Below are 13,162 nucleotides of genomic sequence, written 5' to 3'. Positions count from 1 at the left end.
CTACTTGAGCGCGTCGATGAGCGCCTCGCGCTGGCGCTCGCCCAGGCCGGCCGCACGCCGGTCCGGGTCGATGCCGGCCTGCTCGAGCAGGGCGGCGACCTTCACCGCGCCGAGGCCGGGGACGGCCTTCAGCAGCTGGGTGACCTTCGTCTTCCCGATGGTCTTGTTCTCCTTGGCCTGCTTGAGCACCTTTTCGATGCTCTCCTTGCCGGACTTGATCGACGCGAGCAGCTCCGAACGCGCCTTGCGAGCCTCGGCGGCCTTGGCCAGGGCCTCGGCGCGCTGCTCCGGAGTCAACGTAGGCAGAGCCAACGTAGTGTCCTTTCCTCTCAGGTCTCCGCTTTCGCGGCCGACAGCTTTTGTGAGTGCTTGCTCCTGCAAGCGCTGCTCAGCCGTCTCTTGCCACGGGCCCAGTAAACGCCACCCGCTTCGTGGCCGTGCAACCGACACGCACTTATTACCCCCGGAGGTGATACCGGGCAACCCGCTCCGGCCTGCGGAAACGCTCCCGAGAACGGTCCCGCGTGGCCCTTCTCACCCGGAAGTGAAGCCTCCGCTACCGGCTGTTCTCGCACACATTTCCTTGCCCATAAGGAAAACCCGAAAAATTGATGATCTTGATCATCGTCCGGTCGTCGCCCGATCGCGCTACGACCGTGACCGAACGGAGCCGTTGTCGACCATGCCCGCTTCACCCGATCCGCATTAGAGTCGGCGCAACCCCAGCCCACCGGCGAACGACCCCCGGGAGCGCCCATGTTGAGCACCATGCAGGACGGTCAGCTGTCGCTGGCGAACCTGCTCCGCCACGGCACGTCGGTGCACTCGGCGAGCGAAGTCATCACCTGGACCGGTTCAGAAGCCCGCCGGGAGAGCTACGGAGATCTCGGCCGGCACGCCGCCCGGCTCGCGAACGCGCTGCGCGGCCTCGGCGTGACAGGCGACCAGCGCGTCGGCACGTTCATGTGGAACAACGCCGAGCACATGGCCGCCTACCTGGCCGTTCCGGCGATGGGCGCCGTCCTGCACACGCTGAACATCCGGCTGTTCCCCGAGCAGCTGACCTTCGTCGCCAACCACGCCGAGGACCACGTCGTCATCGTCGACGGCACCCTCGTCCCGCTGCTGGCGAAGCAGCTGCCGGAGTTCAAGACCGTCCGGCACGTCATCGTGGCCAACGGCGACGCCGCGGCGCTGCAGGCCCCCGACGGCGTCCAGGTCCACGCCTACGCCGACCTGCTGGCCGCCCAGCCGGACACCTTCGACTGGCCCGACGTCGACGAACGCTCGGCCGCCGCGATGTGCTACACCTCGGGCACGACCGGTGACCCCAAGGGCGTCGCCTACTCGCACCGGTCGATCTGGCTGCACTCGATGCAGGTCTGCATGAGCGACAGCATGAACCTCGCGCAGAGCGACAAGGCCCTGGCCATCGTGCCGATGTTCCACGCGATGGCGTGGGGCCTGCCGTACGCGGCGCTGATGGTCGGCGCGTCGCTGCTGATGCCGGACCGGTTCCTCCAGCCGGCGCCGATCTCGGCGATGCTGGCCGCCGAGAAGCCGACGTTCGCCGGCGCCGTCCCGACCGTCTGGCAGGGCCTGCTGGCCCACCTCGAAGCGCACCCGCAGGACATCTCGCACCTGCGGGAGGTCGTGGTCGGCGGGTCGGCGGTGCCGCCGTCGCTGATGCACGCGTTCGAGGAGCGCCACCACGTCTCGATCCTGCACGCCTGGGGCATGACGGAGACCTCGCCGCTGGGCAGCGTGGCCCGCCCGCCGGCCGGCGCGACCGGCGACGAGGCCTGGAAGTACCGCTACACGCAGGGCCGGTTCCCGGCGTCCGTGCGGGCGCGGCTCATCGGCGACTCCGGCGAAGCGCTGCCGTGGGACAACGAAGCCGTCGGCGAGCTCGAGGTCCAGGGCCCGTGGATCGCCGGCTCCTACTACGGCGGCTCGCAGGTCGACCCGGACAAGTTCCACGACGGCTGGCTGCGCACCGGCGACGTCGGCAAGATCAGCGCCGACGGCTACCTGACGCTCACCGACCGCGCCAAGGACGTCATCAAGTCCGGCGGCGAGTGGATCTCCTCGGTCGACCTGGAGAACCAGGTGATGGGCCACCCGGCGGTCGCCGAGGCCGCGGTCGTCGGCATCCCCGACGAGAAGTGGGACGAGCGGCCGCTGGTCGCCGTCGTGCTCAAGGAGGGCCGGAGCGTCACGCCGGAAGAGCTGCGGGACTACCTGAGCGACAAGGTCGCGAAGTGGCAGCTGCCGGAGAACTGGACGTTCGTGGACGAAGTTCCCAAGACCAGCGTCGGCAAGTTCGACAAGAAGCGCATCCGCGCGTCCTACTCCGAGGGAAAGCTCGACATCGCCCAGCTCTAACGGGTAAATCTCCGGCGAGTCTGCACGCTTGGAACGGCCGCTATGGGGGAACCTACCTCCCTCATAGTGGCCTTCGGAGCACGTCGGAGGGGTCTGGGGATGCAGCGGAACAGGCGGAGTTTCCTCGCGCTCGCGGGGATGGGCGCGCTGGCGACGGCATGCGGGTCGAACACCGGGCGGCAGGGCGACCCGCCACCTTCGACGGCGTACTCGGCGGGGCCACCGCCGTCGGACGCCCCGAAGGTCACGCTCCAGCAGTGGTACCACGCCTACGGCGAGGACGGCGTCCAGGACGCCGTCAAGCGGTACGCGGCGAGCTACCCGGGCGCGGCCGTGAACGTGCAGTGGAACCCGGGCGACTACGACTCGAAGATCGTCACGGCGCTGCCGAACAGCAAGGTGCCGGACGTCTTCGAGGCCCAGGTCAAGATCGACTGGGTCCGGCAGAACCAGGTCGTTTCGCTCGACGACGTGATCGCGCCGGTGAAGGGCGACTTCAGCCCGGCCGTGCTGGCCGCGCAGACCGTCGAAGGCAAGGTCTACGGCATCCCGCAGGCCACCGACACGCAGGTGCTCTTCTACCGCAAGAGCCTGCTGCAGGCCGCGGGCGTCCAGCCGCCGCAGACGGTCGACGAGCTGGTCGACGCGGCCGCGAAGCTCACGAAGGACGGCGTCAAGGGCCTCTTCGCGGGCAACGACGGCGGCGTCGGCGTGCTCACCGGCCCGCTGCTGTGGTCGGCGGGGCTCGACTACCTGAAGAACGACAACCGCGAGGTCGGCTTCGACGACCCGCGGGCGGCGACGGCGCTGGCGAAGCTGCACACGCTGAACGCCAACAGTTCCCTGCTGCTCGGCGCCCCGGCGGACTGGTCGGACCCGGGCGCGTTCATCGACGGGCTGGCGGCGATGCAGTGGACCGGCCTGTGGAACGTGCCGAAGATCCGGCAGGCGTTCGACGACGACTTCGGCGTCCTGCCGTTCCCCAAGCTTGACGGCAGCGGCGCACCGTCGGTCCCGGTCGGCGCGTACGGCGCGATGGTGAACGCCAAGAGCGCGCACGTGGCCGAGGCCAAGGCGTTCGTGAAGTGGCTGTGGGTCGACCAGACGCAGGACCAGCTGGAGTTCGCGACGAAGTTCGGCTTCCACGTGCCGGCCCGCCAGAGCCTGGTCGGCCGCGCGGACAGCCTCAAGTCCGGCCCGGCCGCCGACGCGGCCCGGTTCGTCAAGGAGAACAGCCACCTCGTCGGCGGTCCGGTGTGGACGCAGCAGGCGAACACGGCGCTGTCCGACGCGGTCGCGAAGATCGCGAAGGAGGGCGCGGACCCGGTCGCGCAGACCAAGACGGCGGTCGAGGTGGCGCGCGCCGAGCTGAAGCGCCTGTTCGGATGAGCTGCGAGACTTATTCAGCCGTCGGCCGGCGCCAGCCGGCGGTTGAGCGATGAGCATTGGTCCGTTGCGCCGGCCTAACCAGAATAAGTCTCGGCGCGATGCGCGCGCGTTCTGGCTGTTCGTCGGGCCGTTCCTGATCGGCCTGGCGGTGTTCGCGTACCTGCCGATCGGCTGGAGCGCGTACCTGTCGTTCTTCGACGCGCGCAACACCGTGACGCCGACGCAGTTCGTCGGCCTGGACAACTACGCGCACATGCTCACCGACGAGCCGTTCCTGTCCAGCCTGGGGACGTTCAGCGTGTTCGCGGTGTTCATCGTGCCGCTGACGTTCGTGCTGTCGCTGGCCTTGGCGCTCGGCGTCCACCAGCTGCGGTTCGCGCGGGCGTTCTTCCGGTCGGTGTTCTTCCTGCCGTTCGCGTGCTCGTACGTGGTGGCGTCGCTGATCTGGAAGACGTCGCTGTTCTCGGGTGTCCGGTACGGACTGGCGAACAGCGTGCTTTCGCTCTTCGGCATCGACCCGGTGGCCTGGACCGGGACGGTGAGCCCGCCGTTGTACTGGGTGGTGCTGGTGACAGCGCGGCTGTGGCTGCAGCTGGGGTTCTACATGATCCTGTTCATCGCGGCCCTGCAGCGGATCCCGGCCCAGCTGTACGAAGCGGCGTGGCTCGACGGCGCGAAACCGGGCTGGCAGGTGTTCCGCCACATCACGCTGCCGCAGCTGCGCGCGACGTCGGTGGCGGTACTGCTGCTGAACCTGATCAACGCCTACCAGGCGTTCGACGAGTTCTACAACATCATGGGCGACGCGCGAGGGTACCCGCCGTTCGCCCGGCCGCCGCTGGTGTACCTGTACTACACGTCCCTGGGGTCGGGCGGCCAGGACCTGGGCCGCGGCAGCGCGGGTGCGGTGATCCTGGCGTTGCTCATCGCCCTGGTGACGTTGCTGCAGGGCCGCGTGTTCCGCTTCGGACGTGCATCGTGAGGGCGGTGCTGCGGTGGGCCGCGCTGGTGGTGGCGGCGGTGTTGTTCCTGCTGCCGTTCTACCTGCTGCTGCGGAACGGCCTGGCGTCGCGGGCGGACATCACGTCTCCGGAGTGGAGGTTCTTCCCGTCGACGCTGCACTGGGAGAACTTCTCGCGGCTGTTCTCCCTGCCGGACGTGCCCTTCGCGCGCAGCCTGCTGAACTCGCTGGTGGTCGCCACCCTGCAGACCCTGGGGCTGCTGGTGATCTGTTCCCTGGCCGGCTACGGCCTGGCGCGGATCCCCTACCGGCACTCGCGGTCGGTGTTCCACGCGGTACTGGCGACGTTGATGATCCCGACGTCGGTGACGTTCGTGCCGAGCTTCGTGGTGGTCTCGTCGCTGGGCTGGCTGTCGGACTTCCGCGGGCTGGTGATCCCGGGGCTGTTCAGCGCGTTCAGCGTGTTCCTGTTCCGGCAGTACTTCCTGGACTTCCCGCGCGAGCTGGAAGAGGCGGGCCGGGTGGACGGGCTTTCGCGCTGGGGCGTGTTCCGGCGGATCGTGGTGCCGAATTCGAAGGGGTTCTTCGCGGCGATCGCGGTGATCACCGTGATCGGCAGCTGGAACGCGTTCCTGTGGCCGCTGATCATCGCGCAGTCGCCGGATTCGTGGACGGTCCAGGTGGCGCTGTCGGGCTTGCTGACGGCCCAGAACCCGCAGCTGAACCTGCTGTTCCTGGCGGCGGCGGTGTCGATCCTGCCGATCGTGCTGCTGTTCGCGTTCCTGCAGCGGTACCTGGTGCGCGGGGTGGCGGAGTCCGGGTTGAAGGGCTGAACCGCCACCACAGCAGGGCGAGCGTCAGCAGCAGCGCGCCGCCGTCGGTGACCGCGGAGGGCAGCAGCCCCACCCAGCCGTGGAGGTCCAGCGTCGCCCGCCACACCGACGGCGGGATGGCGAAGACGCCCGCCGCCTGGGTGGCGTTGACCGCCAGCACCAGCCAGAACACCCACGCGCGCCCGGCGAGGGCCAGCAGCCCCAGGAGGTTCCCGGCCAGGTAGGCGTCGCCGACGAGCCGCAGGCCGGTCAGGAAGCCGTGGGACGCCGGCGTCCCGGCCAGCAATGCCGCGCGCGACCAGCTCGGCGTCGATCACCACGAAGTTCTGCAGCGCGGTGCCGAGCGCGAAGACCAGCGAGCACCCCGCGATCCACCAGCGCATCCTCGCCCCCCTATCAGTGATAGAGAGGACTCTATCACTGATAGAGTCCGCCGGGTGCCTCTCGACCGCCGTCAGATCACCGATGCTGCCCTCGCCCTGCTCGACGAGGTCGGGCTGGCCGAGCTGAGCACCCGGCGGCTCGCCGCGCGGCTCGGCGTCAGCTCGCCGACGCTCTACTGGCACGTCAAGGACAAGGCCCAGCTCCTCGACCTCCTCGCCGAAGCCGTCTGCGAAGGCGCCTTCGAGATCGACGAGACCCAGGACTGGCGCCGCCAGCTCGAACAGGGCCTCCACCAGTTCCGCGCCATGCTGCTGAAGCACCGCGACGCCGCGACCCTGCTGCGGGAACGTCCGCCCGGGCCGAACCGGCTCGCCCACATCGAGCGGACCGCCGGGATCCTGCTGGAGGCCGGCTTCACGCCGGAAGACACCGCGGGCATCGCCCGGCTGCTCACCGCGCACATCCTCGCGTCCGTCGAGCGGCCGGGGAAACCGGATCCCGAAGCCGCGAAAGCCTTCCGCGAGACCCTCAAGGGCTACCCGAACGCGCGCACCCTCGGGTTCACCGGGCTGACCGCCGACGACCTGTTCGCGCTCGGCACCGAGGTGATTCTCGACGGCCTGGCGCAGCGGAGGAAATGACCACAACCTTCGGCGGTACACCGCACTTCACCACCTGTGACAAAGTGAACTCAACTGTCACGGTGAATGTTTTTCACGTTCACCCCGTGTCCACCCAAGCCCGGCACCGTCCCGGGCAACCGAGAAGACTGGGGAGCGAACAACCATGGCCGAACTCACCCGGCGCACCTTCACCACCGCGGGCGCCGCCGGTCTCGGACTCCTGCTGTGCACGCCCACCGCGAACGCCCTCGACCGCGCCCTGCGGCTCACGAGCACCCGCTCGGTCACCACCACCGGCACCACCCTCGAACAGGTCGCCACCGGCGGCGGCACCGCGACCTACTCGCGCCTGTCCGCCGGCCCCGGCTGGCCGCTCGTCGTCCGCAGCGACCTCGCGACCCCGAAGAGCGGGCGCGACGACCGGCGGCAGGCCCTCAGCTCGTTCGTCCAGTTCACCGACCTGCACATCACCGACGCCGAGAGCCCCGCGCGGTTCGAGTACCTGCACCCGTTCATCGGCTCCGCGCACCGGCCACAGGAGGCCCTCGGCACCGTCGCCACCAGCGCGCTCGTCGAGCGCGTCAACAGCGTGCGGCAGGGCCCGTTCACCGGGCGGCCGTTCGACCTCATGGTCACCACCGGCGACAACACCGACAACCACGAGCTGCTCGAGCTCGACTGGTTCCTCAAGGTCCTCAACGGCGGCAGCGTCACCCCGAACTCCGGCGACCCGAACGCCTACGAGGGCGTCCAGAGCTCGGGCAACGACGAGTACTGGAACCCGTCGATCCCCGGCGTGGGCGACAAGTACTCGGCGAAGGGCTTCCCGCAGCTCCCCGGTCTGCTCGAAGCGGCCATGAAGACGTTCACCGCGCCCGGCCTCGACGTCCCGTGGTTCTGCACCTTCGGCAACCACGACGACAGCATCGTCGGCTCGCTGCCGGCGCAGATCCCCGGCATCGACGCCTGGTACACCGGCCGGTACAAGGTGATCGGCAAGGACGAGACCACCGCGAAGAAGCTCGCCGACGCCATCAAGAGCGGCTCCGGCGTCCCGGTCGCCGAGCTGTTCGGCGGCTCCGGCACCATCCGCGAGGTGACGCCGGACGCGCGGCGCCGCCCGTTCAGCACCGGCGAGTTCGTGCGCGCCCACCTCGACGCCGCCAACACCGGCCCCGGCCCCGTCGGCCACGGCTTCACCAGCGCCAACGCCGACGGCCAGAACGTCTACTACACGTTCCGGATCGCCCCCGGCATCACCGGGATCAGCCTCGACACGACCACCGACGCGGGGTTCGCCGACGGCTCGATCGGGCTCGCGCAGTACTCCTGGGTCGAGTCGACGCTGAAGCGCAACAGCTCGACCTACTACGACTTCTTCGGCCGCAAGGTCACCCACGCCGTCACCGACGAGCTGTTCATCCTCTTCAGCCACCACACCAGCGACACGATGACCAACCTGCTGCCGGACTCGCGCCACCTGCTCGACCCGCGGCTGAACGGCGACGCGTTCGTCGCGCTGCTCAAGCGGTTCCCGAACGTGCTGGCCTGGGTCAACGGCCACACGCACCTCAACAAGATCACGCCGCACGCCGGGAACACACCGCAGCAGGGCTTCTGGGAGATCAACACCGCGTCGCACGTCGACTTCCCGCAGCACGCCCGGATCGTCGAGGTGGCCGACAACGCCGACGGGACGTTATCGCTGTTCACCACGTTGATCGAGGCCGAAGCGCCGTACGCGGTGGACTACGACGCCCGGACGCCGCAAGCGTTTGCGTCGCTGTACCGCGAACTGTCGTACAACGACATCCACACCAACCTGGGCCGCGTCGGCGCGGCCGAGGACCACAACACGGAACTGCTGCTCGTCAACCCGCGGAGCTGAGTTACCCCGGAGGTCATCGCCCGGCCGCCGCTCTTCGGGCAAGCTGCCGGGTATGACCGATCCCGAAGGCACCCAGCTCTTCCACCGCTCCATGCCGTTCTCGGAACGGCTCGGCGTCGAGGTCCTGGAACACGGGCCGTCGCTCGTCCGCAGCCGGCTGAAGTGGGACGAGAGCCTCTGCACGCTCGGCGGTGCGCTGCACGGGGGCGCGCTCATGGCGCTGGCCGACTCGACCGGCGCCGTGTGCGCGTTCCTCAACCTGCCCGAGGGCGGGCAGGGCACGACGACCGTCGAATCGAAGACGAACTTCCTGCGCGCGGTGCGTTCGGGCTACGCCGTTGCGTCGTCCAGACCACTGCACGCGGGGCGCAAGTTCGTCGTGGTGGAGACCGAAATCCACGACGACGACGGCCGGTTGGTCGCGAAAGTGACACAGACGCAGGCCGTCCTGTAGGTACCTGTTTACATACCCGGCTCGACCGGCGAAAATCCCTGCCTACTGGGTGGGCCGATCAGGGAGCCGGGATGCGCGTACGCAAGTTGTTCACCTTACTGTCAGTGGTCGTGTTATCCGTGGTCACCGCGCAGGTCGCCGAGGCCGGGCCCGTCCGCCCTCGCGACGACGAGGCGATCGACTACCACGACTGGACCGGTGGCCGCTTCCACGAAGGCGGCTTCGCCGGGCTGGGGCTGAACCGCGACGGGCTGCGCATCACGCACCCGATCGGCACGGTGCAGCACACCGAGCCGGAGCTCGGCACGACGAGAACGTACGAATACGGCCAGTGGACGTCGCCGGAGTACCGGCAGGGCTTCGGCGCGACGCAGCTGGTCGCGTCGTGGAACGCCAAGACGCCGGCGAAGACCTGGCTGCAGGTCGAGGCGCAGGGCCGGACGTCGGCCGGCACCGAAACGACGTGGTACGTGATGGGCCGCTGGGCCAGCGGCGACGCCGACATCCTGCGCACCAGCGTCGACGGCCAGGACGACGCCAACGCCGCGGTGGACGTCGACACGCTGGAGATGAAGACCGGCGTCACGCTGAAGTCGTACCACCTGCGGATCAGTCTCTACCGCGAAGCCGGTTCGGGCGCGACGCCGTCCGTGAGCCTGCTGGGCGCGATGACGTCGGCCGTCCCGGACCGTTTCGAGGTCCAGACCACGAAACCGGGCCGCGCCACCGGGATCGAGCTGAAGGTGCCCGCGTACGCGCAGAACCTCCACAAGGGACAGTTCCCGCAGTACGGCGGGGGCGGCGAGGCCTGGTGCAGCCCGACGTCGACCGAGATGGTCGCCGAGTACTGGGGCAAGAAGCCGTCGGCCGAAGAGATGTCGTGGATCCCGGCGGACTACGTCGACCCGCAGGTGGCGTTCGCGGCGCGCTACACCTACGACCACGCCTACGACGGCACCGGCAACTGGCCGTTCAACACGGCGTACGCGGCGTCGCGCGGGCTGCGCGGGCACATCACGCGGCTGCACTCGCTGAACGAGCTGGAGAACTACATCGCGCGCGGCATCCCGGTGATCACGTCGCAGTCGTTCCTGTCGTCGGAACTCGACGGCGCCGGCTACGGGACGTCGGGGCACATCATGGTCGTCGTCGGCTTCACGAAGGACGGCGACGTGATCGCGAACGACCCCGCGTCGAGCAGCAACGACCGGGTCCGCAACGTCTACAAGCGCGACCAGTTCGAGAAGATCTGGCAGCGGACGAAGCGCTACCGCGCGGACGGCACCGTGGCGGGCGGCCCGGGCGGCATCGCGTACATCATCACGCCGGCGTGACCGGGGCCGGCGGGGCGCCTTCGCGGCGCCCCGCCGGGCTCACCAGGTCTTGCCGGCCTGCTCCCGGATCGCGCGGTTGATCCGGTTGAAGAAGCCGCTGAGCGCGATGTGCAGGACGATCGCGGACAGCTGCTTCTCGTCGAAGTGCGCGGCCGCGGCGGCCCAGATCTCGTCGGTCACGCCGGGCTGGCCGTCTTCAATCCGCGTGGCGGCTTCGGTCAGCTCCAGCGCGGCCCGCTCCGGCTCGGTGAAGAACGGCGTCTCGCGCCAGGCGACGACGCTGTGCAGCCGGTCGTCGGTCTCCCCCTGTTTCTTCGCCGACTGGACACCCGCGTAGGTGCACGGCGCACAGCCGTTGATCTGGCTGGCCCGCAGGTGGACCAGCTCCAGCAGCAGCGGGTCGACGCCGGCCGCGTGCACCGCCTTGAACAGCTGCTGGACCGCACCGGTCACCTCGGGACTGCTCGTGCTCTTGAGCCGTGCTTCCATCGTTGCTCCGTCCGTTACCTGTGCCCCTCCGGGCTCGTCATGTCCACGACGGAGCAGGAGCGAGGAAGGTAACCACATGTCCGACACCGTGGCCGCGGCGTTCGAAGCCCGGCGCGACCGGTTGCAGGCGGTGGCGCACCGCCTGCTGGGCTCGCACGCCGACGCCGAAGACGTGGTCCAGGAGGCGTGGCTGCGGCTGGCCCGCCAGGACGCGACGGTCATCGGCAACCTCGACGGCTGGCTGACCACGGTGGTCGGCCGGATCAGCCTGGACGTCCTGCGGTCGCGCAAGTCCCGCCCCGAATCGCCCTACGACGAGATCGTGGTGGCGATCGAGGACGGTTCGGAAGAGGTGGCCCGCGCCGATTCGGTCGGCCTGGCGCTGCTGGTGGTCCTGGAGACCCTGGGCCCGGCCGAGCGGCTGGCGTTCGTGCTGCACGACCTGTTCGCGGTCCCGTTCGAGGAGATCGCCCGCATCCTGGGCAAGTCGGCGGCCGCGACGAAGATGCTGGCCAGCCGCGCCCGCCGCAAGGTCCGCGCGGCGGACCGCCCACCCGCACCCGGCCGCCCAGAGCGAGAGGTGATCCAGGCATTCCTCCGCGCGGCCCGCGACGGCGACTTCGAGGGTCTGCTCCGCGTCCTGGACCCGGAGGTCCAGCTGACGGTGGACACCCCGGGCGGAGTGGTGGTGGTCCTGGGAGCAACCAAGGTGGCCGCAGGAGCCCAGTTCGGCGCGGCGGCGACCGGCCGCCCGTTCCTGGTCGGCGGCCTCCCGGGAGTGGTGGCCTGGCGAGAGGACGGCTCACCGCTGTCGGTGGTGGCGTTCACGGTGGCGGAGGGGAGGGTGACCGGGATCGCGGCGGTGGCCGACCCGGCCCGGCTGGCGTCGATGACCCTGCCGCCGCCACCCGAAACCGTCGGTGGCTCCCGGTAGCGTGGCAGCTGGGGGCCGGAGGCCCACGGTCGCGTGCTTGTGGGGCCGGAAGAGGCCCGCGTGCTTGCCGAGCGGACGGGCGCTGCAGAGGCCAGCACCGTCGTCGAGCTGCGGCGGCGGCCAACCAACCGCAGGCTCACCTCGCGAGCCCGGAAGCCCGGAAGCCCGGAAGCCCGGAAGCCACAGTTGCGTAAGGCGCAACTCGTTGCGTCTTCACCACGAACCTCACTCATGCGGATGTCGCCATGTCCGCGTGATCCGTGATTAGCTGCGGGCAGGAGCAGCCAGAGCCGGAAGGTGGATTCGCATGCCGTACGAGGTGCAGGGGGTCGTTTCGCGGGGTAAGGGCGAGCCCGTCTCGCTGGAGACCGTCCTCGTGCCCGATCCCGGTCCCGGTGAGGCCGTCGTGAACGTGCAGGCCTGCGGGGTCTGCCACACCGACCTGCACTACCGCGAAGGCGGGATCAACGACGACTTCCCGTTCCTGCTCGGCCACGAGGCCGCCGGGGTCGTCGAGGCCGTCGGCGAAGGCGTCACCGATCTCGCGCCGGGTGACTACGTCATCCTCAACTGGCGGGCCGTCTGCGGCACCTGCCGGGCCTGCCGGCGCGGCAAGCCGTGGTACTGCTTCTCGACCTTCAACGCCGCCCAGCCGATGACCCTCGCCGACGGCACCAAGCTCTCGCCCGCGCTCGGTATCGGCGCCTTCCTCGAAAAGACCCTTGTCCACAGCGGACAGTGCACAAAGGTCAACCGGGAAGCGGAGCCGGCGGTGGCCGGGCTGCTCGGCTGCGGTGTCATGGCCGGGCTCGGCGCCGCCATCAACACCGGCGCCGTCACCCGCGGTGACTCCGTCGCGGTCATCGGCTGCGGTGGCGTCGGGGACGCCGCCATCGCGGGCGCGAAGCTCGCCGGCGCGACCACGATCGTCGCCATCGACATGGACGACCGGAAGCTCGGCTGGGCCGAGGACTTCGGCGCCACGCACACCGTCAACAGCAAGGGCCTCACCGAAGAACAGGTCGTCGAGGCCATGCAGGACGCCACCAGCGGATTCGGCCCGGACGTCGTGATCGACGCCGTCGGCCGGCCCGAAACCTGGCGGCAGGCCTTCTACGGACGCGATCTGGCCGGCACGGTCGTGCTGGTCGGCGTGCCGACGCCGGAGATGCGCCTGAACGACCTGCCGCTGATCGACTTCTTCTCGCGCGGCGGCTCGCTCAAGTCGTCGTGGTACGGCGACTGCCTGCCGAGCCGGGACTTCCCGATGCTCGTCGACCTCTACCTGCAGGGCCGGCTGCCGCTGGACAAGTTCGTCACTGAGCGGATCGGCGTCGACGGCGTCGAGCATGCCTTCGAGCGCATGCACCACGGGGACGTCCTGCGCAGCGTGGTGACGTTCTGAGCAGCGTCTTCCAGGGCCAAGCCCCGGACCCCGGCCGGGGGGCAAGCCCCCCTGGACCCCCCGAAAGCCCGCTGTTCACCGAC

General features: G+C 69.6%; 12 protein-coding genes. 10 read left to right on the top strand and 2 right to left on the bottom strand.

The window, feature by feature from the left end; all coding sequences use genetic code 11:
- A complete protein-coding gene (mihF, locus tag AB0M93_RS35380; RefSeq protein WP_051767699.1) occupies nucleotides 1-312 on the bottom strand; it encodes an integration host factor, actinobacterial type in 312 nt (103 codons plus the stop codon).
- A gap of 444 nt (nucleotides 313-756) precedes the next feature.
- Here mihF and AB0M93_RS35375 point away from each other — a divergent pair, with 444 nt between their 5' ends.
- From AB0M93_RS35375 to AB0M93_RS35340, 8 genes are all read left to right on the top strand, one after another.
- A complete protein-coding gene (locus AB0M93_RS35375) occupies nucleotides 757-2,385 on the top strand; it encodes a long-chain fatty acid--CoA ligase (RefSeq protein WP_364282002.1) in 1,629 nt (542 codons plus the stop codon).
- A 99-nt stretch (nucleotides 2,386-2,484) separates the two neighbouring features.
- Nucleotides 2,485-3,774, top strand: a complete 1,290-nt coding sequence (locus AB0M93_RS35370) for a sugar ABC transporter substrate-binding protein (RefSeq protein WP_364282000.1) — start codon at nucleotides 2,485-2,487, stop codon at nucleotides 3,772-3,774.
- Between the two features lie 49 nt (nucleotides 3,775-3,823).
- The gene (locus AB0M93_RS35365; protein WP_364281998.1) at nucleotides 3,824-4,756 is read left to right on the top strand and encodes a sugar ABC transporter permease; all 933 of its coding nucleotides are present in this window, start codon (nucleotides 3,824-3,826) and stop codon (nucleotides 4,754-4,756) included.
- Between the two features lie 29 nt (nucleotides 4,757-4,785).
- A complete protein-coding gene (locus AB0M93_RS35360) occupies nucleotides 4,786-5,568 on the top strand; it encodes a carbohydrate ABC transporter permease (protein WP_364282063.1) in 783 nt (260 codons plus the stop codon).
- A 437-nt stretch (nucleotides 5,569-6,005) separates the two neighbouring features.
- A complete protein-coding gene (locus tag AB0M93_RS35355) occupies nucleotides 6,006-6,593 on the top strand; it encodes a TetR/AcrR family transcriptional regulator C-terminal domain-containing protein (protein ID WP_364281995.1) in 588 nt (195 codons plus the stop codon).
- Nucleotides 6,594-6,738: 145 nt separating this feature from the next.
- Nucleotides 6,739-8,463: a TIGR03767 family metallophosphoesterase gene (locus AB0M93_RS35350; RefSeq protein WP_364281992.1), complete on the top strand. Its 1,725-nt coding sequence runs from the start codon at nucleotides 6,739-6,741 to the stop codon at nucleotides 8,461-8,463.
- A gap of 52 nt (nucleotides 8,464-8,515) precedes the next feature.
- Nucleotides 8,516-8,917: a PaaI family thioesterase gene (locus AB0M93_RS35345; RefSeq protein WP_364281989.1), complete on the top strand. Its 402-nt coding sequence runs from the start codon at nucleotides 8,516-8,518 to the stop codon at nucleotides 8,915-8,917.
- A gap of 71 nt (nucleotides 8,918-8,988) precedes the next feature.
- Nucleotides 8,989-10,251, top strand: coding sequence for a peptidase C39 family protein (locus AB0M93_RS35340; RefSeq protein ID WP_364281986.1), 1,263 nt, complete (start codon nucleotides 8,989-8,991; stop codon nucleotides 10,249-10,251).
- A 39-nt stretch (nucleotides 10,252-10,290) separates the two neighbouring features.
- Here the strand turns inward: AB0M93_RS35340 and AB0M93_RS35335 are convergent, their stop codons facing one another.
- Nucleotides 10,291-10,740 (bottom strand): carboxymuconolactone decarboxylase family protein, encoded by a 450-nt coding sequence (locus tag AB0M93_RS35335; protein WP_364281983.1) that lies wholly within the window; start codon nucleotides 10,738-10,740, stop codon nucleotides 10,291-10,293.
- A 76-nt stretch (nucleotides 10,741-10,816) separates the two neighbouring features.
- On the opposite strand from AB0M93_RS35335, the gene AB0M93_RS35330 reads away from it, so the two are divergent.
- Entirely contained in the window at nucleotides 10,817-11,674 is an 858-nt protein-coding gene (locus AB0M93_RS35330; protein WP_364281980.1) for a sigma-70 family RNA polymerase sigma factor, read from the top strand.
- Between the two features lie 307 nt (nucleotides 11,675-11,981).
- Entirely contained in the window at nucleotides 11,982-13,079 is a 1,098-nt protein-coding gene (locus AB0M93_RS35325; protein WP_364281977.1) for an S-(hydroxymethyl)mycothiol dehydrogenase, read from the top strand.
- Nucleotides 13,080-13,162: the final 83 nt, after the last annotated feature.

The sequence above is a fragment of the Amycolatopsis sp. NPDC051102 genome (assembly GCF_040682815.1).
GTDB lineage: Bacteria > Actinomycetota > Actinomycetes > Mycobacteriales > Pseudonocardiaceae > Amycolatopsis.
Note: the sequence above shows the minus strand (reverse complement) of the source record. Positions and strands in the feature narration are given on the sequence as shown.